At 44.3% G+C, this 25,097-nt stretch carries 42 protein-coding genes and 1 other annotated feature; of the genes, 6 read left to right on the plus strand and 36 right to left on the minus strand.

What is annotated here, in order from left to right; translation table 11 throughout:
* Positions 1–11: 11 nt before the first annotated feature.
* The 23 genes from MHI30_RS14495 to MHI30_RS14605 all read right to left on the minus strand — a co-directional run bounded on the left by MHI30_RS14495 (position 12) and on the right by MHI30_RS14605 (position 10,288).
* Positions 12–251: a hypothetical protein gene (locus tag MHI30_RS14495; protein ID WP_021837337.1), complete on the minus strand. Its 240-nt coding sequence runs from the start codon at positions 249–251 to the stop codon at positions 12–14.
* Positions 252–309: 58 nt separating this feature from the next.
* Positions 310–516, minus strand: coding sequence for a hypothetical protein (locus MHI30_RS14500; RefSeq protein ID WP_075752079.1), 207 nt, complete (start codon positions 514–516; stop codon positions 310–312).
* On the minus strand, positions 495–917 hold the full coding sequence (locus tag MHI30_RS14505; protein WP_009328659.1) for a RusA family crossover junction endodeoxyribonuclease: 423 nt from the start codon (positions 915–917) through the stop codon (positions 495–497). The genes MHI30_RS14500 and MHI30_RS14505 overlap by 22 nt, the downstream gene beginning before the upstream one ends.
* Entirely contained in the window at positions 914–1,108 is a 195-nt protein-coding gene (locus tag MHI30_RS14510) for a hypothetical protein (protein WP_075752077.1), read from the minus strand. The genes MHI30_RS14505 and MHI30_RS14510 overlap by 4 nt, the downstream gene beginning before the upstream one ends.
* Positions 1,105–1,374, minus strand: a complete 270-nt coding sequence (locus MHI30_RS14515; protein WP_075752075.1) for a hypothetical protein — start codon at positions 1,372–1,374, stop codon at positions 1,105–1,107. The genes MHI30_RS14510 and MHI30_RS14515 overlap by 4 nt, the downstream gene beginning before the upstream one ends.
* The gene (locus MHI30_RS14520; RefSeq protein ID WP_075752074.1) at positions 1,371–1,757 is read right to left on the minus strand and encodes a YopX family protein; all 387 of its coding nucleotides are present in this window, start codon (positions 1,755–1,757) and stop codon (positions 1,371–1,373) included. Before MHI30_RS14520 ends, MHI30_RS14515 begins: the two co-directional genes overlap by 4 nt.
* Before the next feature lie 174 nt (positions 1,758–1,931).
* On the minus strand, positions 1,932–2,108 hold the full coding sequence (locus MHI30_RS14525) for a hypothetical protein (protein ID WP_157769125.1): 177 nt from the start codon (positions 2,106–2,108) through the stop codon (positions 1,932–1,934).
* Positions 2,105–3,097: a DNA cytosine methyltransferase gene (locus tag MHI30_RS14530; RefSeq protein ID WP_075218713.1), complete on the minus strand. Its 993-nt coding sequence runs from the start codon at positions 3,095–3,097 to the stop codon at positions 2,105–2,107. Before MHI30_RS14530 ends, MHI30_RS14525 begins: the two co-directional genes overlap by 4 nt.
* The gene (locus tag MHI30_RS14535; RefSeq protein WP_256692801.1) at positions 3,094–3,399 is read right to left on the minus strand and encodes an IDEAL domain-containing protein; all 306 of its coding nucleotides are present in this window, start codon (positions 3,397–3,399) and stop codon (positions 3,094–3,096) included. Before MHI30_RS14535 ends, MHI30_RS14530 begins: the two co-directional genes overlap by 4 nt.
* Positions 3,377–3,595 (minus strand): hypothetical protein, encoded by a 219-nt coding sequence (locus tag MHI30_RS14540; RefSeq protein WP_075752073.1) that lies wholly within the window; start codon positions 3,593–3,595, stop codon positions 3,377–3,379. Before MHI30_RS14540 ends, MHI30_RS14535 begins: the two co-directional genes overlap by 23 nt.
* Entirely contained in the window at positions 3,595–3,759 is a 165-nt protein-coding gene (locus MHI30_RS14545) for a hypothetical protein (RefSeq protein ID WP_178388304.1), read from the minus strand. The genes MHI30_RS14540 and MHI30_RS14545 overlap by 1 nt, the downstream gene beginning before the upstream one ends.
* Positions 3,760–3,772: 13 nt before the next feature.
* Positions 3,773–3,976 (minus strand): XtrA/YqaO family protein, encoded by a 204-nt coding sequence (locus MHI30_RS14550; protein WP_009328666.1) that lies wholly within the window; start codon positions 3,974–3,976, stop codon positions 3,773–3,775.
* Positions 3,977–4,056: 80 nt separating this feature from the next.
* Positions 4,057–4,818: a DnaA/Hda family protein gene (locus MHI30_RS14555; protein ID WP_075752072.1), complete on the minus strand. Its 762-nt coding sequence runs from the start codon at positions 4,816–4,818 to the stop codon at positions 4,057–4,059.
* Positions 4,819–4,828: 10 nt separating this feature from the next.
* Positions 4,829–5,824: a hypothetical protein gene (locus MHI30_RS14560; RefSeq protein WP_075752071.1), complete on the minus strand. Its 996-nt coding sequence runs from the start codon at positions 5,822–5,824 to the stop codon at positions 4,829–4,831.
* Positions 5,825–5,880: 56 nt separating this feature from the next.
* Complete coding sequence (locus tag MHI30_RS14565; RefSeq protein WP_026579165.1) at positions 5,881–6,114, minus strand: hypothetical protein; 234 nt, start codon at positions 6,112–6,114, stop codon at positions 5,881–5,883.
* Positions 6,115–6,133: 19 nt separating this feature from the next.
* Positions 6,134–6,379, minus strand: a complete 246-nt coding sequence (locus MHI30_RS14570) for a hypothetical protein (RefSeq protein WP_075752070.1) — start codon at positions 6,377–6,379, stop codon at positions 6,134–6,136.
* Between the two features lie 13 nt (positions 6,380–6,392).
* Positions 6,393–6,530: a hypothetical protein gene (locus MHI30_RS14575; RefSeq protein ID WP_178388303.1), complete on the minus strand. Its 138-nt coding sequence runs from the start codon at positions 6,528–6,530 to the stop codon at positions 6,393–6,395.
* 26 nt (positions 6,531–6,556) lie between these two features.
* Positions 6,557–7,222 (minus strand): ERF family protein, encoded by a 666-nt coding sequence (locus tag MHI30_RS14580; protein WP_342409669.1) that lies wholly within the window; start codon positions 7,220–7,222, stop codon positions 6,557–6,559.
* Entirely contained in the window at positions 7,219–7,800 is a 582-nt protein-coding gene (locus tag MHI30_RS14585) for a host-nuclease inhibitor Gam family protein (RefSeq protein ID WP_075752068.1), read from the minus strand. The genes MHI30_RS14580 and MHI30_RS14585 overlap by 4 nt, the downstream gene beginning before the upstream one ends.
* A 374-nt stretch (positions 7,801–8,174) precedes the next feature.
* Positions 8,175–8,444: a YqaH family protein gene (locus MHI30_RS14590; RefSeq protein WP_075752067.1), complete on the minus strand. Its 270-nt coding sequence runs from the start codon at positions 8,442–8,444 to the stop codon at positions 8,175–8,177.
* On the minus strand, positions 8,441–8,959 hold the full coding sequence (locus tag MHI30_RS14595) for a helix-turn-helix transcriptional regulator (RefSeq protein ID WP_044790091.1): 519 nt from the start codon (positions 8,957–8,959) through the stop codon (positions 8,441–8,443). The genes MHI30_RS14590 and MHI30_RS14595 overlap by 4 nt, the downstream gene beginning before the upstream one ends.
* Positions 8,960–9,160: 201 nt before the next feature.
* Positions 9,161–9,976, minus strand: coding sequence for a phage antirepressor KilAC domain-containing protein (locus tag MHI30_RS14600; RefSeq protein ID WP_075752066.1), 816 nt, complete (start codon positions 9,974–9,976; stop codon positions 9,161–9,163).
* Complete coding sequence (locus MHI30_RS14605) at positions 9,977–10,288, minus strand: hypothetical protein (RefSeq protein ID WP_075752065.1); 312 nt, start codon at positions 10,286–10,288, stop codon at positions 9,977–9,979. It lies immediately after the preceding gene.
* 82 nt (positions 10,289–10,370) lie between these two features.
* Between MHI30_RS14605 and MHI30_RS14610 the strand changes: the two genes are divergently transcribed.
* Positions 10,371–10,613, plus strand: coding sequence for a hypothetical protein (locus tag MHI30_RS14610; protein ID WP_075752064.1), 243 nt, complete (start codon positions 10,371–10,373; stop codon positions 10,611–10,613).
* Here MHI30_RS14610 and MHI30_RS14615 read toward each other — a convergent pair.
* Both MHI30_RS14615 and MHI30_RS14620 read right to left on the minus strand, forming a co-directional pair.
* Positions 10,597–10,776: a hypothetical protein gene (locus tag MHI30_RS14615; protein ID WP_075752063.1), complete on the minus strand. Its 180-nt coding sequence runs from the start codon at positions 10,774–10,776 to the stop codon at positions 10,597–10,599. The genes MHI30_RS14610 and MHI30_RS14615 overlap by 17 nt on opposite strands.
* A gap of 10 nt (positions 10,777–10,786) precedes the next feature.
* Positions 10,787–11,023: a helix-turn-helix transcriptional regulator gene (locus MHI30_RS14620; RefSeq protein WP_075752062.1), complete on the minus strand. Its 237-nt coding sequence runs from the start codon at positions 11,021–11,023 to the stop codon at positions 10,787–10,789.
* A 135-nt stretch (positions 11,024–11,158) separates the two neighbouring features.
* On the opposite strand from MHI30_RS14620, the gene MHI30_RS14625 reads away from it, so the two are divergent.
* The 5 genes from MHI30_RS14625 (at position 11,159) to MHI30_RS14645 (ending at position 14,356) form a co-directional block, all read left to right on the plus strand.
* Positions 11,159–11,524, plus strand: coding sequence for a helix-turn-helix transcriptional regulator (locus MHI30_RS14625; RefSeq protein WP_075752061.1), 366 nt, complete (start codon positions 11,159–11,161; stop codon positions 11,522–11,524).
* A 56-nt stretch (positions 11,525–11,580) separates the two neighbouring features.
* A complete protein-coding gene (locus MHI30_RS14630; protein ID WP_061576069.1) occupies positions 11,581–11,847 on the plus strand; it encodes a hypothetical protein in 267 nt (88 codons plus the stop codon).
* A gap of 94 nt (positions 11,848–11,941) precedes the next feature.
* Complete coding sequence (locus tag MHI30_RS14635; RefSeq protein ID WP_075752060.1) at positions 11,942–12,463, plus strand: hypothetical protein; 522 nt, start codon at positions 11,942–11,944, stop codon at positions 12,461–12,463.
* 125 nt (positions 12,464–12,588) lie between these two features.
* On the plus strand, positions 12,589–13,065 hold the full coding sequence (locus MHI30_RS14640; protein WP_075752059.1) for an ImmA/IrrE family metallo-endopeptidase: 477 nt from the start codon (positions 12,589–12,591) through the stop codon (positions 13,063–13,065).
* A 91-nt stretch (positions 13,066–13,156) separates the two neighbouring features.
* Positions 13,157–14,356, plus strand: coding sequence for a tyrosine-type recombinase/integrase (locus MHI30_RS14645; protein WP_075752058.1), 1,200 nt, complete (start codon positions 13,157–13,159; stop codon positions 14,354–14,356).
* 265 nt (positions 14,357–14,621) lie between these two features.
* On the opposite strand, the gene MHI30_RS14650 is transcribed toward MHI30_RS14645, so the two are convergent.
* The 11 genes from MHI30_RS14650 to mnmA form a co-directional block, all read right to left on the minus strand.
* Positions 14,622–14,906 (minus strand): DUF1292 domain-containing protein, encoded by a 285-nt coding sequence (locus tag MHI30_RS14650; protein ID WP_016885528.1) that lies wholly within the window; start codon positions 14,904–14,906, stop codon positions 14,622–14,624.
* 10 nt (positions 14,907–14,916) lie between these two features.
* Complete coding sequence (ruvX, locus tag MHI30_RS14655) at positions 14,917–15,336, minus strand: Holliday junction resolvase RuvX (protein ID WP_003183918.1); 420 nt, start codon at positions 15,334–15,336, stop codon at positions 14,917–14,919.
* A gap of 6 nt (positions 15,337–15,342) precedes the next feature.
* The gene (locus MHI30_RS14660; RefSeq protein WP_003183920.1) at positions 15,343–15,609 is read right to left on the minus strand and encodes an IreB family regulatory phosphoprotein; all 267 of its coding nucleotides are present in this window, start codon (positions 15,607–15,609) and stop codon (positions 15,343–15,345) included.
* Between the two features lie 83 nt (positions 15,610–15,692).
* Positions 15,693–18,329 carry an alanine--tRNA ligase gene (gene alaS, locus MHI30_RS14665; protein WP_075752057.1) on the minus strand — a complete coding sequence of 879 codons (2,637 nt, stop codon included), beginning with the start codon at positions 18,327–18,329 and terminating at the stop codon, positions 15,693–15,695.
* 67 nt (positions 18,330–18,396) lie between these two features.
* Positions 18,397–18,614: a binding site (T-box leader), on the minus strand.
* A gap of 60 nt (positions 18,615–18,674) precedes the next feature.
* Positions 18,675–19,733, minus strand: a complete 1,059-nt coding sequence (locus tag MHI30_RS14670) for an AI-2E family transporter (protein WP_016885530.1) — start codon at positions 19,731–19,733, stop codon at positions 18,675–18,677.
* Between the two features lie 87 nt (positions 19,734–19,820).
* A complete protein-coding gene (locus tag MHI30_RS14675; protein ID WP_003183926.1) occupies positions 19,821–19,952 on the minus strand; it encodes a YrzQ family protein in 132 nt (43 codons plus the stop codon).
* 15 nt (positions 19,953–19,967) lie between these two features.
* On the minus strand, positions 19,968–20,159 hold the full coding sequence (locus tag MHI30_RS14680) for a hypothetical protein (RefSeq protein WP_016885531.1): 192 nt from the start codon (positions 20,157–20,159) through the stop codon (positions 19,968–19,970).
* 15 nt (positions 20,160–20,174) lie between these two features.
* Positions 20,175–20,639 (minus strand): PRC-barrel domain-containing protein, encoded by a 465-nt coding sequence (locus tag MHI30_RS14685; RefSeq protein ID WP_075752056.1) that lies wholly within the window; start codon positions 20,637–20,639, stop codon positions 20,175–20,177.
* An 88-nt stretch (positions 20,640–20,727) separates the two neighbouring features.
* On the minus strand, positions 20,728–23,124 hold the full coding sequence (locus MHI30_RS14690) for an ATP-dependent RecD-like DNA helicase (protein WP_075752055.1): 2,397 nt from the start codon (positions 23,122–23,124) through the stop codon (positions 20,728–20,730).
* 51 nt (positions 23,125–23,175) lie between these two features.
* Positions 23,176–23,826, minus strand: coding sequence for a tetratricopeptide repeat protein (locus tag MHI30_RS14695; protein WP_016885534.1), 651 nt, complete (start codon positions 23,824–23,826; stop codon positions 23,176–23,178).
* A 94-nt stretch (positions 23,827–23,920) separates the two neighbouring features.
* Positions 23,921–25,039 carry a tRNA 2-thiouridine(34) synthase MnmA gene (gene mnmA / locus MHI30_RS14700; RefSeq protein ID WP_075752054.1) on the minus strand — a complete coding sequence of 373 codons (1,119 nt, stop codon included), beginning with the start codon at positions 25,037–25,039 and terminating at the stop codon, positions 23,921–23,923.
* Positions 25,040–25,097: the final 58 nt, after the last annotated feature.

The following is a 25,097-nucleotide window of genomic DNA, read 5'->3' on the forward strand; positions in this document are numbered from 1 at the left end:
CCTTTCCCCTTTCAGTCTATGACGTTTCCGTTTCCGTCTAATTCGCGTCGGCCATCAAACATTGTGCGATATTCAACCTCTATGACTCTTCCCTTTTTAACCTCTCCGTCTTCGTAATTGTAAGATTGGCCTGTCATAAAAATTATCCCGTTCCTCATTTCGGAAATATCTATTTTGGTCGCAATAATAAAGCCATATTCGCCATCTAATTCAATCAATTGTGGCGCTTCTAACTTCTGATAATCTCTCATTTTCGTTCTCCCCTTCCGTCTATTTCCGACAAGAATCGACATTCTCAGCCGAAATTTTTCACCCGCGCTTCTCAAGCGCAGCCCTTACCTTTTTTAAATCGCATTCCTCACCGTCAATCTCGACATGCTCCAAATCTTCGTTTAAAAAGCCGTAGCGACGTTTTAACTCTATGAGGCTATCTAAACCCCTCCAAAGGGTGTCGTGCCCCACAGTGCGCCCGTATTGGTTTTTATAACGGATGATCAGGCGCTTAAATTTTCCCATTCTGCCAGCCCCATTATTTGAACCTCGATCCCGGGTTCTTTTCCGTAAACTTTGGCTCCTATGACCATGAAAACTTGGTTATCATCATGCCACGCTGTTTTATTCAGAGCGTCGAAAACACCTTTTACTAAATTGTCGATGTCCGGCTTTTTGATGTGTACCGTTGAAATGGCCTCCTGTTGCTTTTTCTTTGACCAACTTTTTGGAATCGGCATCGAGAAAAGCACCTTTACTACAGTAGGGCCGGTATAAAGCTGCTGTCCTTTCATCTGCTTCTGTGCGTGCAGCTTGATGAAATCCTTATAAGCTAAATACCGCTGTGCGTTTTTATTCACGAATTTCCCGCGCCCGGTCATCCGGACGGCTCCCATTGGTTCGACTGGTATGTTAAGGGTGATCATTCCGCCGCCTCCGTTCTCGTCAAAGCATTAAATAATTTTTCGTTCACTTTTGCATAAAGGTTAAATGATTCATAGTCTGGATCAATGTGACCATGTTCGGTGTCTAGAAAGTCCTGAGGATCAATATGACCGACACACCGTTTAAGAAAAAGGATTTCATCACGAGTGAAGTAAATCGAACGCCCTTTCATTCCGCCGCCTCCATTTCCTGACTCCAATATCTAAGGCCATCCGGCAACTCGTTAACCCGTTTCATGCGTCCGGGATCACCTTCCCGTTTTTTAAGATATTTTCTTGCTGTTTTATAACTTCGGTAGACGCCGTATTTTAACCATTCTTCACTTTTCTTTGAATCTCTGAAAGCATAGAAATAATAGTGTTCTCCATAGTCTTCAAACCATTGATTGAAGACACAAAACTCGCCTTTATCCGTTTTGCTGTACCAGATTTCCATCATTCCGCCACCTCCAATAGTTCAGGATTTTCATAGACTGTTCCGAGATATTCCGAATCTGGCCCGCAATCGGCAAGAGACTCAGAAGGCCCGTTAATATATTCACCGTAAAATGCAGCTAAATCGTTGTCGTAAACAACCTTAAATTTTCTCCCCCAAACGTCTTTTCGGATGTCTCCCTCCCAAATCTCCCGGCCGGTTTCGTCCTTTAACCCGGTGTATTGAAGCAAAACGATTTTGTCAGAAACACTTTCGAAATCTTGATCCCAATGGAAAGTCTCGTGAATATCTAACGTTCCATCTTCTTCAAGAATCATCACTGCATCTCCGCTATAAACAAACTTTTTCAATTCCTTATTCCACGCTCGAAACTTAATCTCTCTCATTCCCCTTACCTCCCGTCATCTTGTAACCATTGTTCAATCTGTTTTTCCCTGTATCCGGCCTGCAGCAGGATCGACAGCAGCGCCCTCATATCAACTTCCACCACTCAAACACTTTTTTCTGTTCCTTCTTTTTCCGCCCGATCAGCCGGACGATGAGTCTTTTGATCTTTTGCATTATTTGATTTCCTCCCGTTTGACGATCTGGAATAGATATACATGCTCTTCTTCATCGCGAAGTTTAGAAACGTCTTCTTTTGTTTTCTCGTACTCTTTCAGGGCGTTTTCTTCCTCTTTGCAAAAATACATTTCTTCCGTAAATGTGTCGTATAGTACATACTTAAAATCTCTCATCCCTCTACCCCCTGAATGCGTTTTAATTCAATATCCATAATCGCTTTAAAGATCGGGAATATCTGCTGAGGCACCACTGCGTTCCCTAATCCTTTAATTCTGTCCACCCGATTGGGAATCCCATTAGCCACTCGACCCACGTCGGGTTCAGCTGGCCACCGTTGCCCGCCGTCATCTGTTTCCGTTCCTGTTCTGTAATAACTCCCTTTTTCTGTAGATCCATCATCGTCTGAAAGGAGCCGGAGCCGCCGCACATTCCCTTGGTTCTCGGAGTCGGCCAGAGAACTGCGTCGGGTAACGTCTGATGATTCCAGTTCGGACCGGTTCGTCCCTTCCAATCCCGCGCTGTTGGTGTCGGCCATAGTTTTGTGACAGCAGTGTGCAGGTTTTGACATGATGGATTCATGGCTTTCTTTTCGTTGTAACTCTTGCTGTTTGGATTGTTGAACCGCTTCCGGCCGTCTCTCGTATTCCAAGCGTCTGACGCTGTCGGAGTAGGCAACAACGAATGTTCGATCTCTTCGATGTTTGGCGTCGACGGCACAAGCCGGTATAATAAACGATTGCCCTTTGTAACCTGCACTTTCCAGGTCAAATAACGTGCGGTCGAGTTCCATGTTTGCGAAGTTAGCAACGTTTTCACCAACGACCCAAGTGGGCTTGAGCTCTTTGATGATCCTAAACATTTCTGGCCAGAGGTCACGGTCATCTTCCTTGCCTTTGCGCTTCCCGGCAATACTGTAAGGCTGGCAAGGGAATCCTCCTGAAATAATGTCAACTGTTCCACCTGGTTCAATCACTCCTTTTTCTTCTAAAAGCTGTCTATTCAAGGTGCATACATCGTCAAAGATGGGAACACCAGGAAAGTTTTTTTGTAGTACCTTCTGACAGAACGGCTCCCGCTCGCAGAATGCCACCGTTTCTATGCCGGCCCATTCAGCAGCAAGCGCGATTCCTCCTATTCCCGCAAACAACTCAATGCTTTTCAATCCGCTACCTCCTGAATGCGTTTTAATTCGCTTGTAAGCTCTTCAAACCAGTTCCGGTCTTTTGTATCGAGTGCAATGTTTATCATCGTTCTGAGGCTTTCCTGCGTGTATTCTGGCGTATCCTCGCATGGTATTAAGTCCGCCATTCTCTGGCCCAGATATAATTTTTTGTCTTCGGCTCTGACATCTGCATAATTTCCGTTCATTTCAAGGATGTACCCTTTAAGAATTGTTTTTTGATTGCACCTGTAGAAATTTGTCGGAGAGAACTTCACCCAATCACCCACATTTAGCCTTGTCACCGTAAATACTCCCCTTTCGCTCTTTGAGTATCCCGCGTTCGCATAGATCGACAATCAACAAGAATACTTCCAAAGCCGGGCGCTCAAGTGCCGACGCTGTTTCTTCGATGGGGACGCCCGCGCGCCAATCCTCTTTCACTAGCTTCACTTCATCTTCCGTCCAACCAAACTCGCATTTAGTCAGCATGATGTACATTACGCGCTCTTCTCCTGCTGCCGTTTTTGAATGATCGCATCAAGCCGCTGGATTGTGTCTGTTAAATCCTGCTTCTCAATCTTGCAATTCGGGCAGGCATGGAATGCGACCATGCTGCCGGATTCCTGCCTGATAACCTTTTCGCCATTGCACAAGCTGCACATTGTGAATCCTCCTTTAATCGAGTTTGTGGCCTATTTCATAATCAACACGTTTACACTTGCCGTTTATCGTTTGAATAATTGTTTTCCCATGTTCCGGGGCGTCCGTTTCGTATGCCGTCCCGTTGTTACCGTCCACAACAATTACACGGATTTTGCCTTTCTCCATCGTTCCAGTAAAGCTTAGATCATCATTGATAGTTATTGTTTTCGGCTTCACTCAAACCGCCCCCAGTGTGCTATAATTGAATTACCCACAGTTCATAAAGCATCGGAGCCTTTAGGTTTCGGTGTTTTTGTTTATTCGTAAAGCAGTTGCAACAACTCCTCGTTTTCTTGTTTTGCTATCTTACTTCTGACTTTTTCATCTGGCATTTTTACAGGGAAAGCAAGCTTTTCAACCCTGCTGCTGATTCTTCCGCGCGGATACTTTTCATCTAATTCATCAATCGCTAAGTTACTGGTGAAGATTGTCGGCTTTTTGTTCTGAAGCCTGTAGTCCAGAATTCGGGTAAACGTTTCTTCTACCCAATCCGTCGCTTTTTCTACTCCGATATCGTCCAAGATCGCCAGATCAGCCGTTTTTGCAGCTTCGATAATGTCGGAACTCTTAACCTTCGAATCTGCTTCAAAGGTCTTTTTAATCTCTCCGATCAGATCAGCAGTTGAGGAATAAATGATTTTCAACGGATTGTCCGGCTTGTCGTGCATCTTGGTGATGGCCTTCATGATGCTTGCAGCTAACCTCGTTTTACCGCTCCCCTTTTCATGGCTGTAAAAATACAATCCCTTCCCCTGCTCGCGTATCTGCTCGAATTTAACTACATAGTTTTTCGAAATCCGCTTTGCGTTCGCCGCGCGCTCCTTCGATTCGTCATTTTCATAGACATCTATTGCAAAGGAATTTAAAGTTACGTCTTTAAACTCTTCCGGCAGCCGGGCACCCATCAGTTTTCTTTCTAAGGTTTTGACAGCCTTGCACGGGCATTCTTTCATGAATTCCTTGTTTTCCTGATGGTCTTTAATCCAGATCAGACCGGAGCCGTCGCATTTCTTATACATGCAGTTTTCCTCAGAAATCACAGTGAGTATCTCGTATCTTTCCGGATAAGCCCTTTTCTCTTGCAAGCGCTTCGAGTCTCTCAACCTCTTCGCTAGTCCGGGATTCGATTTCTCCAACTGCTTTAGGGTATCTTCTAAACTGTTCACCTTTCCTTGTACCTCCCTGATTCATCAATTTCATGAGACCCTGCCGCGCTTTGTGGTCGTCTGTGTTTCTAAGAATGCCAAGCGTGTATTTTTCTTGTCGGTCGTTGTATTTCTCCACATGCGTCCACATTGCATAATGCAGCTGATCGAGACTGTACTTGCTCATTTTTTCAAGATGAGTCATTAAGACGTTGGCCGAGATTTTACCTGTTGATCGAGTAAGCCGGAGGCAGTCAAGATATTGAACTAAGATGCTTTTTTTAATCCCTTTTGGAAGAGTCTCTTTTTTTATTGTCAGTTCTGTTAATTTTTCAATCTCTTCTAAACTTGAAAGATTTATAGATTTAAGACCAACCGATTCCAGTTCATTTCGAAATGCATCTGTTTTACTGATGTCCTGTTTTTCACTTTCATCCGGTTTATTGTTAGTCTCTGTAGTAGTCTCTGTGTAGTCTCTGGTATTGGTGTACTCATTTTGGGTAGACCGGTCTACCCATTTTGGGTAGTCCCTCTGCTCATTTTGGGTAGTCCCTCTACCCATTTTGGGTAGACGGTCGTAATCGATGGAGTACCATTTTGTTTTGTCGTATTTCGCTTTGTTGTAATTTCCTGTGATCAATATGCCGGACTTTTCAAGTCTTTCTACAGTACGTATCAGCGTATTTTTTGACCAAAACGGAAACTGTTCCAACCACTCGTCATAGGTGTTATAAATCCACTTTCTACCGTCTCTTTTTTTACCTGATGACTTTAACCAGTAATGAACTTGTTGAAGAACGATCGCTTCGTTTAATCCGATTTCTTTTGCTAAAGAAGGAATGACAATCAAGGGATATTCGTCTAATAGCAAACCGTTCAATGTCTTGGCCTCCTTTTCTCCGTCCGTCTCTTGCTGATCAGGTCGTTTATTTAAAATCAATGGAAAACCGTATATATTTCTTCTAATTGGCTGCATATTTCAAACTGCCAATCGTTATCCTTTGTCATGGTCGCAAGTAAAGACTGGTTTTTTAGGTGCGCCACCTTTCGACAAAGGTTTAAATTTGCATCCAAGCAGATGTTTAATTCCGTCTTTTCTTCCTCGGTCAATGCCCTGTGGTTTTTCTCGATGTTTCTTAATTCTGCCAGTCTTTGATGTACTCCCCACATGGAACGTTTCCCCTTTCGTTTAATAGTCGTCTACGTTGTCGTCGTATTCTTCTTGGCTAATGCATTTTAGATAATTCACGTTCAGCCTTAAATGCTCAGCTAGGCCGTGCCTGTATTCTTCATGTCTGCGGTCATATTCATCTTGCTCAAGTTTAGGGAGATCCTCTAACTCAATCTGAGTAAAGCACTCTGTATCGTTACCCTGCTCATCATGAGACAGTCCCGCAGCCGCCAGTATCCGATAACAAAACCTTGGTTCTAACATTTGAAATCCCCTTTCAAAGTGAAATGATTTGATAACCCATAAGCACATAACATCCGTATAGGAGAGCCGCCAGAACGACGGCCGTGATATTCTCGGTTCTCTCCTGCTGTTTCCGCGACATCCGCGCCCATTTGCGGGCGATTTTGTTCATCGTGATGCGCCGCCTTTCCTGATGTTTTAAGCTGATTCTTTCTGTAGCTTCGCAACCCATCTTTTAAGCTGGAAAATACATTTATCCGCTTCGCCTTTTTGAATCTTGTTAATATCCATGACATTCAAGGCTGTCAAAACCGTCTTCGCATCACCCTGACCGCGTAGTTCAACATAGCTTTGTGCCAGCGATTGAATTTCATCCTTTTGCTCCTGTGTGATCATTTCAGGCGGCTTTGAGGACTCAACTTTTTCTTGGAATGCATCCGGATCGGCTTCATCTGTCGGTATGTTGAATTGTTTCAGAAGGTAATATTTCTCGGCATATGTTAAAGCCTTCCCGACGCCTTTTTCCCCCGCTCTGTCAACACCCTGTGCATAAAACGGTACAACCATTGTTTCCTCTGGGTTTTCTGCATTGATCCATTTGAATTCCATTGTCAATTCAGTAAAATAGGTAGTTGTTTTTTTGTTGACGTTTCCGTTTTTGTCTTTAAATTCAACTGTTTCAGTTCGCACATTTTTGTCGATAATATTCGGCACAAGCAAAAGACCGAATTCATCCATTTTTTCTCTAATTGCCGCTACTACTTGGCTGGAACTTGTATAAGAGTATTGATCGCCCCGATTATCTTTTTTCAAATAGGGAACAGCCTTCCTGACTTCAACCAGCTTTTGATAAATGTTCATCATTCGCTCACCTCGACCGTGAATTTGTCTTCCCTGTCAACCACCGTTACGCCGGGAATTAACTCGCCGTCTGCATCTATTAATTTGTCGCCGAACACCTTGGCTTTATTTTTGATAGCCGCCCAATCAACGTCTTTTTTAACCCTGACAAACCCCTTAGATTCCGCGTATTCCAGCAGATCATTTTCGTTTCGTTGGTATTCCGGCTGTTGCTTAACAAGCTTGATCGTTCCGTAAGGCAGCTTGATTGTTTTCTTTGGCTTTTTGCCGTTCTCTTGCATCTTCCTGACTTCCTCGCGCATGTATCTTTCAAGACGGTGTTTGTAGAAATCTTCACGCTCGACATATTCCTTTTTTGCTTCCTCTTGCCAGTGTTCAAGCCGTTCTATTTGCATCTTGAGGCGTTCTATTTGCTTGTCGGCCACTTCATCTATTTCAGCCTGCTTTCTTTTGAAGTAAGCAACACGCCGTTGTGCTTCTGCTGCTGTATCCAGATCGTGAACCTCAAATATTTCAGGCCCTTCATCTTCCTGCGGCATTGCATCCATTAAATCTTTTTTGATTTCTTCGATTTCAGCCATTGTTTAACCACCTTCTATATTGTTTTTTAGGCAGAAGACTGATATAATTTTTAATTGGAAAGTTTACTACGCCTTCCACCAGCCAATTAATGAATGAGTATTTGATCTTGTTGAACCTTCTGTAAGGTTCTTTTTTTATGCCTCGTCGTCTTCGTTTTCTTCCTCTTCTTCATACCGTAAATACTCCTTTGGATAGCCGTAACGGTTGATTTCTGTAATCATCGGGTGTTCAATGTTCATTTAGAAAATCTCCTTTCCGCTGGATTTCTTAACGTATTGATCCCAGGATAGATATAACTCAGGATAGTTTCGGATTCTCGCGCACCACTCTCTAACCTCTGACGCCGTCGCCCGCCTGTGAAGGTAATGGAGCCTCAATGAACGTTCCTCTTGACGGCCGTAACATCCAAGCCTTTTTTCGCAAATTTTGAAGCGATTTCGTGAAGCTCTACCACCTGCTCAGGATGCTGCATTTTCTTTAAGTCCCTGCTATGGTCGGCAATGCTCCCTGCAAGTTCTATACATCCATCAAAATCGCCCTCTTTGACGGCATCCTCCAATAGTTCAGAAACGAGAAATTGCAATGACTTGTAAAGTCGTTCCGCCTTCTCCCTGTCAGACATCAAAAAATGGTTTAAATTCATTCGAGCCACCCTTTCGCCTTCCATGTGATAGTTGCTTTTTTGTAGCACTCTTTGAGTGAAATGTTGTATTCCTTCGCCAATAAAGCCACTAAGTTTTTTGCCCATGCCTCCACGTCCAGAAGTTCCTTTATAACCACTTTAATGCGCTCTCTTTCTTCCAAAGAGATAAGCTTCGGATTCTTAACAAAACTCACATCTGCAAGCGTCTGGATGGCTTCTGTCGCCTGTGTGACCATGATCTCCTCAAAAGCCAATCGATGTTGTTCGACTGATTCCCCAGTGAAAACGGGCGGTGAGCATCCGTCGCTGAATTTGTTCATGATTCCCATTGCGAAAAATGGTTGATCGAATTTCTTTAGTGACGTTTCCGCCACATCCCATGGCATTTTTCTTGTTCCGTTTTTCATTTTGCTGACCATCGACTCAGAAACGTTTAGATCAAGGGCAAGCTGCCCGTTTGTCATGTTCTTCGTTTCAAGTAGATGCGCCAGTGATTTAGACACTATTTCCGGCATCCCTTAACTCTCCTTTGTCCTATGTTCTCTATTTTTCTGTACAGATTCTGGATGTATGATTAAGTCATAAAGCTATTTGCATGGCTCCTTTTCTGCCAAATGTAAAACAAGGTAATTCTTTGTTCTGTAGAGTTTTAAAGAGGACAGTCCAAAAATGGACTCACCAAATTCTTTTCCTAAAGCTCAATTTCGTTTCTTATATCAGGCAGATTGCGACTTGATGAATTTATTGACGAAATAAATTTGCCCTTTGCCCGTTACCTTTGGCGTACGTGTGGTTCTGATCGATCCGTCACCGTTTACAATGGTGCTTTTCTTGATCTCGAACAGCCCCATATCCATGCTGCGTTGAGTTGGAAGGTTAAACGATTCACCTTTCTTTCGAATCAGATAGCCGTTCTCGCGCAGCCATTTGAATAGTTTGTTTTGGCCGATCTCGATTCCGTTCTGCTTGAGGATTTTCGCTAACTCGCCCACTAGAACGGATGATTCTGACGCTTCGACTGCATCCGCAAACAGTGCTTTTGGCTTCATGACTTCGATTTGTTTGCTTTGCTCTTTCATGGTGTGCAAGGTGACTTTGAAAAGCTGTTTCGTTTGTTCGTCAGCCTGCGGCAGATACGTTTGAATAAATAGATCGTCATTTGCTACATAGCCGCCCGTTTTTCTGATTGTTGGTAACACTTCATGGGTGATCCACCTTCTAAAATTTTTAAGTGTTTCCACGCGGTGTTGGAATTGTTCTTCTGTCATATGCGATTTTTTCTGTGGTTGCATATTAAACAAAAGAGAGTACAGTCCCGATTCATTTACTACAGTCATTTGTTGTGATCCGCCGGGGGTATTCACAGGTGACACACCCTTTTCATCTTCAGCCAATCTTGAAAGAGATCGCCGATAATTTGTGTCACCAAACACTTCACAAATATCTTTAGCTACAAACAGTGGTTCACCATCCTTAACGACTGTTCGAACCTGCTGATCTTGATAATTGAAGACTTTTTGCAGTTGATGCATTTAACTCACGCCTTTCTTAAAGTAATGTGTGTTTTGTTCGACCCATCGCGTGTTGCGCTCTACCCATTTGAAAAGCATCTGTGTTGGAATTTTCTTTCCGAACTCATCAGTAACCGGGAAATCAGGCCGTGACATCAACTCTGACATTTTGGTCGGGCCGCATCTGAGAACTTTCATTGCCTCTTCTCTTGTCAGGATGTGGGGCAGTTCGTTCAAAGAGCCTAAACGTTCGACTAAAATGTCTGTTGCTCTGTCGGCTATCTTAGAAGCGAGTAGGTCAACAAACTTTTCGTCGTATTGCATAGTGAACATATAAAAAACCTCCTATACTGTGGTTTGTAATCTGCCAACCTTTCTCGTGTGGTAAAATCTTCTGGGAAAGGTGGTGATCAATATGGCTACTCAAATTTATGCTTGTCTTTGTGGTGAATGGGTTGACTTGACCAGTGATCCAGACTGTAAAATAGGCAGATCAGACTCTTCTCCACTTACATGGTGGAAAGAAGGTGCTGATATTTGGAGCCCTAAAACTAAGGATGAACATACGATGTATCAACAGGATTATGTTCATATTCAATACAAAAATGCCGATTATCGTATTCATCCAATGTTTATCCAGATCAAGGTTTCATCCTAAATTCGCGTTTCAGGTTAATTTCTAATAGTTCTGAGTCGTCAAACTCCACTTTGGCGGCTTTAGAACTGTACAACATATCAACATGTTGTTTAACGCGATTCCATTCAGACTGGGTCATACCGTGCAAAAAGTCAGTTAATTGATCTAGCTTTTTTTGATCCATGGTCAGCCTCCTATGCTGTGATTGATTTACCCCTCAATTCGTGGGGTTGATTGTTAAAAAAAATTTCCTGAACAGTCTTATTGTAATAAGATGCTAGTCTAACCTTTATCTCATCACGTGGTATACGATGACCATTTTCATACATTTGCAAGGCGCTTACGCTTATTCCAAGATCGTTCGCTACTTGAGTACGCGGCTTTTCTGCTCTAAGTATTACCAGTCTTCGAGCAATTAATTGTTTATCCATTGGCCTCACCCCCCTACACATTGTGTGGTGTTCTTGTTTATTATATTAAACCCCTCAATTCGTGGTGTCAACACTTTTCGTGGTGTTTTTTCTAAAAACACGTTTTGTGTGGTATCATTATCAAAGGTGATAACGATGAAATTAGGAGAAAATCTAAAAGAACTAAGGGAAGGAAAAAATCTTTCTCAAAAGGCATTAGGCAAAAAGTTAGGTTTAGCCGAAAGCACAATTGGAATGTATGAACAAGGGAAGCGTCGCCCTGATTATGAAACCCTTATAAAAATCGCTGATTTCTTTGAGGTGAGTATTGATTATTTAATTCGTGGGGAAAGCAAAGAGTCTCAAGAGAAAATCTTTGCGGATGAAGCAAAGAAAATTTTGAACGACCCAAAAACCTTCATCGCTGCCCGTGATGGTGAAGTAACAGATGAAATTGTACAAGCAGCACTTGAAATAATAGTCGAGCAACTAAAAGAAGGGCGTAAAAAAAAATCCGATTAAACAAAAGTATTGCAAGTCCGCTCACATACTTATGATAAAATCGGGAGGTTTTTTATATGGAAAACAAAGAATTTGAATTGATTTTGAAAGAGATTCAGGCCATTAATAACCGTCTATCCGATCTCGAAAAAAATGTAGCGACTAAAGATGACATCAAAGCATTAAGTGAGAAAATTGATTCTCAGCATGCCGAAAATATCAATTCTGATAACCTGTTACTTGATGAAATCACCTCTCTTAAAGAAGGAGTCATCTTTGTCAATCGCAAAGTGGCTGATGCAGAATTCGAGATTCATACATTAAAAACTCGTAAACAGCAGTAAAAAAATTTGTCATTTTTGTAATATTGTGTTGAAATATAGCGATTTTTAGCCTATTATAAAAGGCGTATATACATATGAACTGGGGGTATTTAGATTGAAAAAATTTTTAGTTTTATTCCTGTCTCTTGGACTTGCTTTGGCCTTAGCTGCCTGCGGATCAACAGATGACGTATCAACAGGGGCAGACAATTCCAAAGACAAGAAGACAGAAGAGAAGAAAGACGACGGCTCTAAAAAAGTTGATGCAAGCAGCCAAAAGACTGATGCTTTAGGAATGAAAGTTAATTTAGGCGACGTTAAGATTATGAAAGATAAAGTTAACGTAGGACTCAATATTGAAAATACAACTGATAAAGTCCTAAACTTCTATCCTGATCAAGGTAATGCAGTAGTCGGAGACATGCAATTATCAGCCAATATGTTTTTGACTGATGGCGAAGTTGGCGGAGAAGTCCAAGGCGGCGTTAAACAGGAAGGCGTGCTTGAGTTTACCGTGCCAGAAGGCAAAGAACTCGATATTAATAGTGTTAAAGAAATCAAGTTAAATTTTGGTGATGTGACTACTGAAGACTTCATGAAAAATAAAGCTGTTACTTTCACTATTCCTGTGAAATAATCAAGCGTTTTATAAGAAATGCCCTTTTTAGGGCTTTTCTTTAACACTAAAAACAGAACAAACGTTCCTTATTTTTAAAAAAGGACTATTCTCAATTTGATAAATGGGCTTAGGAGGCGTTCTTCTTGGTGTATACAAAGAGTCATTTAGAGGATTGGATTGAAAACTTGTACAGAAGCATCAGCATAACTACACCAGAGCAAATTGATTTCGAGTGTATAGCTGAGATGTTAGGCATAAGAGTTTATTTCAAGCCTATTCCGAGTTGCTCTTTCAAATATAATGACGTGTATACGATTATATTAGATAGCCGTAAAAACCGCTGCGAACAGTGGGATGACTTTGCTCATGAACTATGCCATCTTTACAGGCATGAAGGAGACAAAAAAACAATGCCGAAGTTTTGGTCAGATTATCAGGAAAGACAAGCAAATTACTTCTCATATCACTTTTGCATCCCTACTTTTATGCTTCGTGGAATGAAAATTCCACATAATTATTTTTTTGACGCCCGTCTCATCGCCAAGACGTTTAAAGTCACTGAAACGTTCGCCACAACACGTTTAAATATGTATTTCAATAAAATGCGTCTAATCGTTTAAAAAATAACCTCTATTGTAATTAATAATGATATAACCATAGAGGGGCGAAAAACATCCGATCAATCAAATACACACGATTTGAGGTGAAAAGATGTACACTCAGGAATTGATCAAAGGAAAGAAATGGCTAGCTATGGCTGATGGCCCCAAGCATCCAGTTACCGGAAAGCGCCGGCAAATATCCAGACGAGGAAGGACTAAAAAAGAGGCAGAACAGAGGGTTCTTGATGCTATCGCAAAACTCAAAGAATACGGGATCGATGAAACCGTTGTAAGAAAGATGACGTTTGAAAAACTGGCTGCAGAATGGCTACAAGATTACGCACTCACATCCGGTAATAAGAATAATACAATCCGGATCAGACAGAAAGAGATTAATATTTTGAATAAGTTTATGGCTAAAAAAATTATTACTGAGATCACTACAAGAGAATATCAAAAAATATTGAATGATCTCATAGAACAAGGATACGCCAGGAATACAATTTATGGCGTTCATACAACAGCAGGAATGATTTTTAGATACGCTGTGAGAGTGAAATTGCTAAAAGAGAGTCCGGTATCAGGCACAAGCGTTCCGAAAAAGCGATTAACAATAGAAGACATCGAAAACAATAAGATCGAAGAAAAGTACCTTGAAAAAGAAGAGCTTGAAGAATTCCTCTTGACTGTCAAGGAATTTGGATTAGACATGGACCTTGAGAGGTTTTATTTGCTTGCTTTTTCTGGTATGCGCTCGGGTGAATTGTGTGCCCTTAAATGGTCTGATCTGAATTTCGAAACAAATGAAATTCGAATAACAAAGACAATCTATTCAGAAACCAACAACATGAAGGATTATGAGTTGACGCCGCCTAAAACGCCCGGTTCCATCCGTACAATCCAAATAGAGGATCAAATCATGGAAATGTTAAAGGATTTTCAAACTGAACAGAAAAAAATACGCCTAAGATCACGTATCCCGGCAGAAGATTATCATAACGAAAACTTTGTTTTCTCAAGGGAAAACGGATACCCCTTCCTGCAATATAATATAATTGCGCGAATGAAAAGGCTGCTTGAAAAAACATCTATCAAAAAACGTGCGACACCCCACATTTTTAGACATACACATATCAGCATGTTAACGGAAGCCGGTGTAGACCTGCCGACGATTATGAAAAAGGTGGGACATGATGACATGAAAACCACGATGAAAATTTATACACATGTCACAGAAAAAATGAAAAAGGATGCTTCACAGAAAGTTCAGGAGACTTTCGGAAACATCCTTAATATCGGTATTTCGTGAAGAAATGTTATTAAAATGTTATTTTTTCGATCAGGGAAGGTGATGAACGCGTCTGAACCCTTGATATATCAAGGTTTTAGTCGTTCAGTTTATATCATATACTACATGATTCGTTATCATTCGGCAATTTATTACAAAATGTTTTAATAAAAAAAGCCGCCTGTCGGCAGCAGGGCGCAAATGATTGCAGATGTCCATTTAAAAAATGACAAAATCCTAAAACGGTTTAAGTTTTAGGATTTTGTCAAGCGGTTCAGCCGCTGCTTTATTCTTCTTCGTCTTCATCCGCTAAAAACGTGTTCAGCGTCTCTTCGATCATATCCCACTCTTCTTCTGTTTCAATCGGCATCAGTTCGCCGTCTTCTCCGGCTTCATTCGGTACGAAGCTTGAAGCATGGATCTCGATCTCTTCCTCATCCTGTGCTTCAACCGGATAATAAAGCACGTATGACTTGTTAAACTGATCGCTGTCAAATGTGAAGAGCACTTCACACAGCTGTTCGTTTCCTTTATCGTCTACAATCGTAATGTTTTTTTCTCCGTGTTCCATCTTGATCACCTCATGAGTTTAGGCTGTCGAGATATCCTTGAAGGATCATCACGGCCGCCATTTTATCAATTACTTTTTTTCTTTTCTGCCTGCTTACATCTGCTGAAATCAGCATTCTTTCGGCCGCCATTGTCGAGAGGCGCTCGTCCCAAAGCACGACGGGAACTTGAAACGTTTCTTCAAGCACTTCCGCGAACTTCTGGCTCGCCTCCCCCCTCGGGCCGACGGTTCCATTCATGTTTTTGGGAAAACCGAGTACAATCTTGTCAATTACATAGTCTTTCGTCAATTCGGCGAGGCGGTTCAAGCCGTAGTCACCGCCCGCCTCGTCGATTTTAATCGTTTCTATCCCTTGAGCCGTCCAGCCCATTTCATCGCTCAGCGCTACGCCGAGCGTTTTCGAACCTAAATCCAGACCTAATATTCGCATGCTTGTTTACGCCTCTTTATGCTGTTCTAAGTACGATTTAACCAATTCTTCGATTATCTCGTCTCTTTCTATTTTCCGAATCAGGTTACGTGCATCTCGATGCCTTGGAATGTAAGCGGGATCTCCTGATAGCAGATATCCGACAATTTGGTTGATCGGGTTGTAGCCTTTTTCCTGAAGCGCATCATGGACGGTTATCAGCACTTCATTTACATTGGTTTCCATCGAATCGTCGGAAAAGTTAAATTTCATCGTCTTATCAAATGAGCTCACCGTTTTGCACCTCTTTCCCAAATTCGCAGGCAAAGTTTCAGCCTGATTACCTTCTAATCACCATTCTACACCACAACGGCTATTTATAAAACGGATTTTACCCATTCTTCCGCAGATGCTAATGCTTCAGCAAGCCGCTCAGGCTGTTTTCCTCCCGCCTGCGCCATGTCCGGACGGCCGCCTCCGCCTCCGCCGCATGCTTCTGCGACTTGCTTGACAAGCTTGCCTGCGTGGAAACCCCGCTCTATTAAATCTTTTGTAACTCCGGCGGAAATATTCACTTTTTCGTTTTGAACCGCCCCGAGAACGATGACGGCTGAGCCCAATTTCGCCTTCAGATCGTCAACCATTGTGCGCAGGTGATTCATATCTTTGGCATTCACTTTTTCTGCGAGCAGTTTGATTCCGTCAATTTCTTTTACTTTTTCTAAAATCTCTCCGGCTTCTTTATTTCCCAGTTTCGCCAATAAAGATTCGTTTTCTCTCTGGGCTTCTTTCAAATCAGACTGGAGCGCTTCGATCCGTTTCGGCACTTCCTTCACGTTGGTTTTCAGGACTTCTGCCGCCTGCTCGAGAAGCTCCAGTTTGGCGTTCATCTCTTCATAAGCGCCCTGCCCTGTTACCGCTTCGATCCTGCGGGTGCCGGCCCCGATGCCTGATTCGGACACGATCTTAAAGAGGCCGATTTCAGCTGTGTTTCTCACGTGGCAGCCTCCGCACAGCTCGATGCTGTAGTCGCCGACCTGAACGACGCGGACGATGTCTCCGTATTTTTCTCCAAACAGCGCCATGGCTCCCATCGCTTTCGCTTCATCAATCGGTTTTAAGTCGATTTGCACAGGAATCGATGCCCAAATTTTCTCGTTCACTTTTGTTTCAATTTGTTCGAGTTCTTCCTTAGTCACCTGTCCAAAGTGAGAGAAGTCAAAGCGCAGACGGCTGTCAGTGACTAGCGAGCCGGCCTGGTTGACATGGGTGCCGAGCACATCTTTCAGCGCCTGATGAAGCAGGTGTGTCGCGGTATGGTTTTTGACGATGTCTTTTCTGAGCCGCTCCGTGACTTCTGCGGTCACGCTCATGCCTCTTTTAATTGCGCCGCTTTCCACGATCCCTTCATGGAGGTGCTGGCCGTTCGGCGCTTTTTTAACGTCTGTGACGCGAATAGCGGCATCCCCGCTTTTAACCCAGCCTTTATCACCGATTTGTCCGCCGCTTTCAGCATAGAACGGGGTTTTTTCCAGGATAAACTGAACCTTCTTGCCTTCTTGAACAAGGTCGGCAAGTTCCCCGTCTTGAAGAAGCTCGGCGATTTTCGTTTCCGTCTTGATATCGGAATAGCCGATGAACTCGCTTTCTGTCATGATATCGCGGAGAGCGCCGCCTTGAACCTGCATGCTGCCGACGTCCTGGCGCGCCTGCCGGGCCCGTTCGCGCTGCTTGTCCATCTCGCGCTCAAATCCGTCATGATCGACTTCCATGCCTTCATCTTCGGCGTATTCTTCGGTCAGCTCAACAGGGAATCCATACGTATCATACAGTTTAAAGACATCTTCCCCGGAAATGATGCGGTTTCCTTTTGCTTTTTCCTTTTGAATCACTTCTGAGAGAATCGCCAAGCCCTCGTGCAATGTTTCATGGAAGCGTTCTTCCTCTGTTTTGATGACTTTCGCGATAAAGTCCGCTTTTTCTTTGACTTCGCCGTAGAATGCGGCCATGATGTCGGCAACTACCGGAACGAGCTCATACATAAACGGACGGTTGATATTGATGGACTTCGCATATCGGACAGCGCGGCGAAGCAGCCTTCTGATGACATAGCCGCGCCCCTCGTTTGACGGAAGCGCTCCGTCGCCGACCGCAAACGCAGCCGTCCGGATATGGTCGGCCACAACCTTAAATGCCGTATCTTTTTCAGCAGATGTGCCGTACTTTTCTCCTGAAATGGCTTCTGTCGCCTTGATGATCGGCATAAACAAATCCGTATCATAGTTCGTCTTGGCATCTTGAATAACAGATACCATCCGTTCAAGACCCATCCCCGTATCGATGTTTTTCTTCGGAAGCGGTGTGTATGTTCCGTCAGGATTGTGGTTGAACTCGGAGAACACAAGGTTCCATACTTCAAGGTAACGCTCGTTCTCCCCGCCCGGGTAAAGTTCCGGATCAGACGGGTCATTTCCATAATCTTCACCGCGGTCATAGAAAATTTCGGTATTCGGTCCGCTCGGGCCTTCACCGATATCCCAGAAGTTTCCTTCCAGTCTGATGATCCGTTCCTCAGGAACGCCGATCTTTTTTGACCATAATTCATACGCTTCGTCATCTTCCGGATGGACCGTGACTGACAGGCGTTCGGGATCGAAGCCGATCCATTTTTGATCGGTTAAAAATTCCCATGCCCACTCGATCGCTTCTTCTTTGAAATAATCGCCGATCGAAAAGTTTCCGAGCATTTCAAAGAACGTATGGTGTCGGGCTGTTTTCCCGACATTTTCAATATCGTTCGTCCTGATTGATTTTTGAGCGTTGCAGATGCGCGGATTCTCCGGCACAACCCGTCCGTCAAAATATTTTTTCAGCGTCGCGACTCCGCTGTTGATCCAAAGCAGGGAGGGATCTTCATGCGGAATAAGAGAGGCGCTCGGTTCAACGGCATGCCCTTTTTCTTTAAAAAAATCTAAAAACATTTGGCGCACTTGTGCGGATGTTAATGTCTTCATTATTTTTTCCTCCTTTAATGATGCACATGCAAATTAAAAAGCCCCCGCCCTATGCAAACAACGTTTACACAGGGACGAGAGCTCCTCTCGCGGTACCACCCTGATTATGGGCGTAACAAAACGCCCATCACCTTGATATCCGAATAACGCCGGATGAAGACGGCAGGTTTTCGCCTGCACTCAGGATTAGCTTCTACTGATCTTCTGTTAAAGCTCTTTCACCGCAATGGAGCTTCTCTCTATCAAACAGGGCTTCAGTATACTCGGATCCGTCAAACGAGATACGTATGTATGTCTATTTCGAAATTATAGACAACGGAAGCCGTTATGTCAAACTTCTGCCGCTCACGCTTTTCTTGCCGCTAAAAAATGGACGAACATCACTTTGATAACGGCCATGACAGGCACAGCCAGAATCATGCCGATGATGCCGGCAAGCTCCCCGCCCGCCAGCAATCCAAGCATAATGACGACGGGATGCATATGCAGGCTTTTGCCGACGACAAGAGGGCCGAGAATATTGCCTTCGATAAACTGCAGCACCAAAATCGTAATGATCACCACAAAAACGAGCCTCGTCGATAAAGCGGCGGCTACCATGACGGCGGGAATCGCGCCGATGACGGGACCGAAATACGGGATGACATTTGTCGCGCCGATGACAAGGCCGAGGATCAGCGGATAGGGCAGGTCAAAAAACCAAAATGACAGGCTCGCTCCCAAGCCGATGACAAGACAGACAAAAAGCTGTCCTCTGATGTAGTCTCCAAGAGAATCATCGACATCGCGGATGAATTCGCTGCCTCTCGACCTCCATGAAGAAGGCGTCAAATACCATACCGCCTTCTTCATCGTATCAATATCTTTCACCATGTAGAATACTAAAAAAGGAATAATCGCCGCCACGAGCATATAATCAAAAACGAACCGGATGCTTCTGATCGTCCGTTCCACCCAGCTTGCTACGAATTCTTCCGTCTGATTGACGAACCTGTCGATCCTGTCGTGCATACCGTCGGGCCAGCCGTCTGTATGATGATGCAGCTGATCCAGCATGCTTTCGTAAGATGCGGCAAGAAACGGAATTCCCTCTGATAGCTCTGTCAGCTGTTTAATGAGAATCGGCACCCCTTTGTAAAAAGCGTAGCCGAGACCGGCAAAAAACAAAAAATAAATCAGCAAAATACTCAATGTTCTCGGCACGCCGGCCTGGTGTATCTTTTCAACGACAGGCAAAAGCAGATAGGTGATAAAAACCGCAATTACAAGCGGGATCAGAATCGACTTCAGCAGCACGCAGACAGGCTCCCAAATCATTCTCAGCTGCAAAAAGATATAGACGGTTAATAGCAAAAGCATGAAGATCGAAACCCACATTAAAAGCTGCAGCGGTTTTTTCAGCATTTTTTTCACCCCTTGTTAGCTTTTGATTTCTGCTTGTAATTATTCCCGAAGAAAAAAGGGACACCCTTTTAAGGGTATCCCTTCTGCTTAAAACATTTTCATGACGCGTCTTCTCAGCTTTCTCATGTTTCGCTTGTTCATCATATCGTTCTGAGACGCCATGTAGTACATCAAAGCCCCGGCTCCTAAAGAAATAAGAGAAGTCATTGTACGATTCAACTTTCTAACCTCCATTCAAAGGTTAATCGTTCGTTCGTCATCTGAAAACAGATCGTCCAGGCTGCTCAATGTTCCGTCCTCTTCGACTTGATGAGTCGAAATTTTTCCTTTTGAAAGGGTCAGCTCAATAAAGCATCCCCAGCAGTAATATTGATTTACACCGATTTTGCCGATGTTTTTGCTTTTGCAATTCGGGCAAACGAGCATTTGAACACACACCTCTTATTCGTTCAAGACGATTGTGCTTCTGCCTACTTCAAGCGGTTCCCCAGATGAGTGAATCTGCTTTTTGTCGCCTGACAAATCGGCAAAAAAACCGTCTGATAGTTCATATGCTACGATTATGCCCGTGTCGGAAGAAAAGTATACATCTTCCAGCATGCCCAGCGTGTCTCCTGCTCCGTTTTTGACCATTTTTTGTTTCATCTGGTCATAAGAAAGACTCTGCTTCGGAACTTGCATCGGCTTGAATTCGGTGAAATCAACGTATACGCCGTCACATCCGATTTCGGTGACAGCGGGAAGCGGAAGAAGCGAACGGGGATTGTAAAAGCGCCGCTTCTCTTCCATAATCAATCCGAGACATGTCCCTTCATGGGAAAAACAGATATCTGTTACCACCCCAAGCGGGAGGGAAGATTGTCTGTCGTAAACATTGAGTCCTTCCAGCTCATTGCATGTTCTCAAAGTGTGATCAACCACCTTTTTACGAACACTCTTATGATCTGCTGTTGCGACACGACTCATACGATGAAATGGATTCCATGAAAAACACTTATTCTGCTTCCTTTTCCATAAAATCAAAAGGTGTAATGCCTTCCATCCCGATATTGGCGTCATATACGCTGAAAGGCAGCTCTTTTTGCAGCGCCATGAGCTCTTCATCCTCTTCATGCGCCGCCTGCTGAAGCCTTCTTTTAAGCGATGTCTGCCTTTCCGATGATTCTTTATTTTTCACGCCCCATTCAAGGGCTTCTTCTTCCCCGCACAGAATCAGGAATTTCTTGCTTCTTGTGATGGCCGTGTAAAGCAAGTTCCTTCTCAGCATCCGGTAATAGCTTTTGACGACCGGAAGGATGACGATCGGAAATTCGCTGCCCTGCGATTTGTGGATCGAACAGCAATAGGCGTGCGTAAATTGGTTAAAATCTTTTTTTGTAAAGGTAATTTCATTCCCGTCAAAAGAGACGACGGCCATATCTTCTTTTTCCGTATTTTCTTTTGCATAAAAAATCGAGACGATCTCACCCATGTCACCGTTAAACACGTTGTGCTCCGGCTGGTTGACGAGCTGGAGCACTTTATCGCCGGTACGGTACACGACATCGCCGTACTTCATTTCCCTGCCTTTCGGCTTCGGGGGATTCAGGATGCCCTGCAAAAGCGCGTTTAACTCGTTGATGCCGGCCGCTCCCCTGTACATCGGAGCCAAAATCTGAATATCCCTGGCCGAATATCCTTTTTGCAGCGCGTTTTTGACGACTTTTTCGACGACTTCTTTGATCTGCTGCTGGCGGCAGCGAATGAAAGAACGGTCTTTTGTCGGCGCGGTCAAGTTTTCCGGAAGCTTTCCTTGTTTCATTTCATGCGCCAGTTCAACGATTGAAGAGCCTTCAGCCTGCCTGTAAATATCGGTTAGTCTGACAGAAGGAATGACATTCGATGCCAAAAGATCCCTTAGCACCTGTCCGGGACCGACGGACGGAAGCTGGTCTTCGTCTCCGACCATAATCACCTGTATCCGGTCTGGGATCGCCTTGAATAATTGGTTGGCGAGCCATATATCAAGCATGCTCGTTTCATCAATGATGAGCAGCCGCCCTTCAATCGGATTGTCTTCATCGTGCGTAAATCCTTCGGCTCCATTCCAGCCGAGAAGCCTGTGAATCGTTACGGCCGGCAGCCCGGTCGACTCGCTCATCCGCTTAGCGGCCCGGCCGGTCGGTGCTGCCAGCACAAACGGAAACGTTTCATCCTTTTTGTAATCAGCCGGATTTAAGCTTAAGCCGTGCAGCTCGCTGTACAACTCGACGATTCCCCTGATGACGGTCGTTTTCCCGGTTCCCGGTCCGCCTGTCAAAAGCAGCATCGGCGACATCAGCGCTTTTTGAATCGCTTCTTTTTGACTTGGCGCGTACTGCACTTTCATCCGTTCTTCAAGCTCCCCTAAAGCGAGCAGGAATTCCGATTCGGGAAACTGGTCATCGTATTCGGTCTGTCCGGCGATTTTCTGCACCCTTTTGGCAAAGCTTTGTTCGGCGTAGTAAAGGGACGGATAGTAACACCTTTCATCTTCAATGAACAGCTCTTTTTGCTCCCCTAGAGAAATGATCGCGTCCGCCACATCCATCTCGGTTACTTTTTCATCACCTGCAGACTGGTTTAACAGTTTTTGCGTCTCGATGATAAGCTGTCTCGTGTCTATGTACGTATGCCCTTCTTGAAGGCATGTCGCTTCAACCGTGTATAAAATCGCCGCCTTGATCCGCTCTTCATGTTTACCTGAGATCCCCATTCTGCCGCCCAGTTCGTCTGCCTTGATAAAGCCGATTCCTTCGACATCCTTGACAAGCTGGTACGGATTTTCGCGGATTTTATCAAGCGTTTCCGCTTCGTACGCCTGATAAATTTTCATGGACAGCTGGGGGCCGAAACCGAATTCGCTCAGGGAGATCATAATCTGCTCGAGCCCCTGATGCTGCTGCAGGGCAGCGGCAAGCTTATCCGCCTTTTTTTTGGAGAGCTTCGGAACATCATACAGGACGGCCCCGTCGCTTAAAATTTTGTTGATCGCACCTTCCCCAAGCTTATTAACAATTTCCTCGGCCGTTTTCTTGCCGATTCCTTCAAATAAATCGCTGGCCAAGTATTGGATCACGCCTTCTTTCGTTGTCGGTACTTCTTTTTTAAAATGATCCGCTTGAAATTGCAGGCCAAATTTCGGATGGGAGGCGGTTTTTCCGTAAAAAGTGTAGATATCATCTTCATGGATCAAAGGAAAGTAACCGGTGACAGAAACGGTTTTGTCTTCAAAAGACTCCGATGTTTCTTCCACTTTTACTTTTAATACGGTATACAGGTTTGTTTCATTATGATAAATGACAGCCGCAACCGTTCCTTTTACAAATGAAGCTTCTTCCATTTCAATTTGGTCCGGGTTATGGCGCTGCATCACTGTTCTCCCCCTCTCCATTCAAAATCCGTCATAACGGCCCTTGATCAATCAAGCTTCTTCCAAAAGCTGCTTGGCGCGAATGCTGAGCATATGGTCCGGCTGAATGTCCAGCGCTTTGTTCAGCATGGCAAGCGCTGTTTCCCGATCTTCCTTAAACGCATAGGCAACGCCTAAATTATAAAAAGCATCTGCATGGGACGGGTCGCGCTCAGTTACATTTGAAAACTCCGTGATCGCTTCGTCCAGCATCCCTTCATTGGCAAGGCACATCGCGTATTGAAAACGGGCTTCGACATCCGCATCGTTCAGCTCAGCGGCCCTTTGCAAATACGGCATCGCGAGCTTCGGCTGCTCAAGCTTCATAAGCGTCGTCCCGAGCATATAATATAAGTCGCTGTTTTCCATGCCCGTCCGATGCGCCTTTTCAAACATGTCCTTCGCTTCTTGATACCGTTCTTTCATGACATAGACATTCCCGGCTCCATAATAAGCTGCTCCCGCTTTCTCGTCCAAAGCAGCCGCCCGGTCGTAAAACTTAAGCGCCCTGTCCAGTTCGCCGACTGCGGAAAGCAGATTGGCAAAGTTGATATAAGGCACCGGATCGCCGCTGTTTTCATCAATTGCCTTTGTAAAGGCTTCTGCGGCTTTTTCAAAGTCGCCTTTTTGCATAGCATCTATTCCAATTTGATTGTTATCCAAAAGCCCTCTCCCTTTCACGAACTATTTTAAAAAGGCCGCCGACATTGCCGGCAGCCGTTCGAGAAGCTCCGGGGTGTTATCCAGAGCCCCGGTTTTATACATACCAAAGTTGTTGTCCGTCTTTAAACACATCATCAATCGTTCCGCCGCCGAGGCATTCTTCGCCTCTGTAAAAGACAACCGCTTGTCCCGGCGTAACGGCGCGGACCGGCTCTTTAAAGACGACCTCTGCTTCATCTGTCCCGGTCATTCTGACAGTGACTTCGTGATCGGCTTGGCGATAGCGGAATTTGGCCGTGCAGGCAAGCTCGTCTTCGCCGCCGAAGATGCCGTCATGTACAAAGCTTACGTTTGTCGCCGTGATCTTATCGGAGAAAAGAAGCGGATTGTCGAATCCTTGGTCAACATACAAAATGTTTTTTTCGAGTTCTTTTCCGACGACAAACCAAGGGTCTCCGCTTCCGCCGATGCCGAGGCCGTGCCTTTGTCCGATCGTATAGTACATTAAACCGTCGTGGCGGCCTTTGAGTTCGCCTTCCATCGTCCGCATATCTCCCGGCTGTGCTGGAAGGTACTGGCTGAGAAACGTTTTGAAGTTCCGTTCTCCGATAAAGCAGATGCCTGTGCTGTCTTTTTTGGCAGCTGTCGCAAGCCCCGCTTCTTTTGCGATTTCCCTGACGCGGCTTTTTTGAAGCTCGCCGATCGGAAACAGTACTTTGCTTAACTGCTCTTCTGTCAGCTGGTTAAGAAAATAGGTCTGATCTTTATTTTCGTCCAGCCCTCTGAGCATTTTAATACGCCCGTCCGTACGGTCGACCCGCGCATAGTGGCCGGTGGCCAAATAATCGGCCCCAAGCGACAAAGCATGCTCCAAAAAGGCTTTGAATTTAATCTCTTTATTGCACATCACATCTGGGTTCGGCGTTCTGCCCGCTTTATATTCATCAAGGAAATATTGAAAAACCTTTTCCCAATACTGCTTTTCAAAATTCACCGCATAATACGGGATCCCGATTTGATTACATACCTTTATAACATCTTCGTAATCTTCCGTGGCCGTGCAAAAACCGTTCTCATCTGTGTCATCCCAGTTTTTCATGAAAATTCCGATGACATCATAGCCCTGCTCTTTCAAAAGCAAAGCCGCGACAGAGGAATCAACGCCTCCGGACATTCCGACGACCACCCGTGTATCTTCAGGCCGCTTCGCCATTTTCATCAACTCCAATAAATCAATTCAAAAACTTGTCCTTTCAGATCATATCATCATT

The organism is Bacillus sp. FSL L8-0528 (genome assembly GCF_038593085.1).
GTDB lineage: Bacteria > Bacillota > Bacilli > Bacillales > Bacillaceae > Bacillus > Bacillus paralicheniformis.

Bases quoted from the DNA above. Each gene is read 5' to 3' on its own strand.
- MHI30_RS14580 (WP_342409669.1), bottom strand. From the start codon at position 7,222: ATGATGAACATTTATCAAAAGCTGGTTGAAGTCAGGAAGGCTGTTCCC.
- MHI30_RS14585 (WP_075752068.1), bottom strand. From the start codon at position 7,800: ATGGCTGAAATCGAAGAAATCAAAAAAGATTTAATGGATGCAATGCCG.
- MHI30_RS14595 (WP_044790091.1), bottom strand. From the start codon at position 8,959: ATGCCGGAAATAGTGTCTAAATCACTGGCGCATCTACTTGAAACGAAG.
- MHI30_RS14620 (WP_075752062.1), bottom strand. From the start codon at position 11,023: ATGGATAAACAATTAATTGCTCGAAGACTGGTAATACTTAGAGCAGAA.
- MHI30_RS14650 (WP_016885528.1), bottom strand. From the start codon at position 14,906: ATGGAACACGGAGAAAAAAACATTACGATTGTAGACGATAAAGGAAAC.
- MHI30_RS14680 (WP_016885531.1), bottom strand. From the start codon at position 20,159: ATGCTCGTTTGCCCGAATTGCAAAAGCAAAAACATCGGCAAAATCGGT.
- MHI30_RS14610 (WP_075752064.1), top strand. From the start codon at position 10,371: ATGGCTACTCAAATTTATGCTTGTCTTTGTGGTGAATGGGTTGACTTG.
- ruvX (WP_003183918.1), bottom strand. From the start codon at position 15,336: ATGCGAATATTAGGTCTGGATTTAGGTTCGAAAACGCTCGGCGTAGCG.
- alaS (WP_075752057.1), bottom strand. From the start codon at position 18,329: ATGAAGACATTAACATCCGCACAAGTGCGCCAAATGTTTTTAGATTTT.
- MHI30_RS14630 (WP_061576069.1), top strand. From the start codon at position 11,581: ATGGAAAACAAAGAATTTGAATTGATTTTGAAAGAGATTCAGGCCATT.
- mnmA (WP_075752054.1), bottom strand. From the start codon at position 25,039: ATGGCGAAGCGGCCTGAAGATACACGGGTGGTCGTCGGAATGTCCGGA.
- MHI30_RS14525 (WP_157769125.1), bottom strand. From the start codon at position 2,108: ATGAGAGATTTTAAGTATGTACTATACGACACATTTACGGAAGAAATG.
- MHI30_RS14625 (WP_075752061.1), top strand. From the start codon at position 11,159: ATGAAATTAGGAGAAAATCTAAAAGAACTAAGGGAAGGAAAAAATCTT.
- MHI30_RS14605 (WP_075752065.1), bottom strand. From the start codon at position 10,288: ATGTTCACTATGCAATACGACGAAAAGTTTGTTGACCTACTCGCTTCT.
- MHI30_RS14600 (WP_075752066.1), bottom strand. From the start codon at position 9,976: ATGCATCAACTGCAAAAAGTCTTCAATTATCAAGATCAGCAGGTTCGA.
- MHI30_RS14590 (WP_075752067.1), bottom strand. From the start codon at position 8,444: ATGAATTTAAACCATTTTTTGATGTCTGACAGGGAGAAGGCGGAACGA.
- MHI30_RS14520 (WP_075752074.1), bottom strand. From the start codon at position 1,757: ATGAGAGAGATTAAGTTTCGAGCGTGGAATAAGGAATTGAAAAAGTTT.
- MHI30_RS14575 (WP_178388303.1), bottom strand. From the start codon at position 6,530: ATGAACAAAATCGCCCGCAAATGGGCGCGGATGTCGCGGAAACAGCAG.
- MHI30_RS14505 (WP_009328659.1), bottom strand. From the start codon at position 917: ATGATCACCCTTAACATACCAGTCGAACCAATGGGAGCCGTCCGGATG.
- MHI30_RS14495 (WP_021837337.1), bottom strand. From the start codon at position 251: ATGAGAGATTATCAGAAGTTAGAAGCGCCACAATTGATTGAATTAGAT.
- MHI30_RS14645 (WP_075752058.1), top strand. From the start codon at position 13,157: ATGTACACTCAGGAATTGATCAAAGGAAAGAAATGGCTAGCTATGGCT.
- MHI30_RS14565 (WP_026579165.1), bottom strand. From the start codon at position 6,114: ATGTGGGGAGTACATCAAAGACTGGCAGAATTAAGAAACATCGAGAAA.
- MHI30_RS14500 (WP_075752079.1), bottom strand. From the start codon at position 516: ATGGGAAAATTTAAGCGCCTGATCATCCGTTATAAAAACCAATACGGG.
- MHI30_RS14690 (WP_075752055.1), bottom strand. From the start codon at position 23,124: ATGCAGCGCCATAACCCGGACCAAATTGAAATGGAAGAAGCTTCATTT.
- MHI30_RS14570 (WP_075752070.1), bottom strand. From the start codon at position 6,379: ATGTTAGAACCAAGGTTTTGTTATCGGATACTGGCGGCTGCGGGACTG.
- MHI30_RS14615 (WP_075752063.1), bottom strand. From the start codon at position 10,776: ATGGATCAAAAAAAGCTAGATCAATTAACTGACTTTTTGCACGGTATG.
- MHI30_RS14670 (WP_016885530.1), bottom strand. From the start codon at position 19,733: ATGCTGAAAAAACCGCTGCAGCTTTTAATGTGGGTTTCGATCTTCATG.
- MHI30_RS14540 (WP_075752073.1), bottom strand. From the start codon at position 3,595: ATGTACATCATGCTGACTAAATGCGAGTTTGGTTGGACGGAAGATGAA.
- MHI30_RS14515 (WP_075752075.1), bottom strand. From the start codon at position 1,374: ATGATGGAAATCTGGTACAGCAAAACGGATAAAGGCGAGTTTTGTGTC.
- MHI30_RS14545 (WP_178388304.1), bottom strand. From the start codon at position 3,759: ATGTGCAGCTTGTGCAATGGCGAAAAGGTTATCAGGCAGGAATCCGGC.
- MHI30_RS14555 (WP_075752072.1), bottom strand. From the start codon at position 4,818: ATGTATAAGAAATGCGACGGCTCCGGTCTGATCTGGATTAAAGACCAT.
- MHI30_RS14510 (WP_075752077.1), bottom strand. From the start codon at position 1,108: ATGAAAGGGCGTTCGATTTACTTCACTCGTGATGAAATCCTTTTTCTT.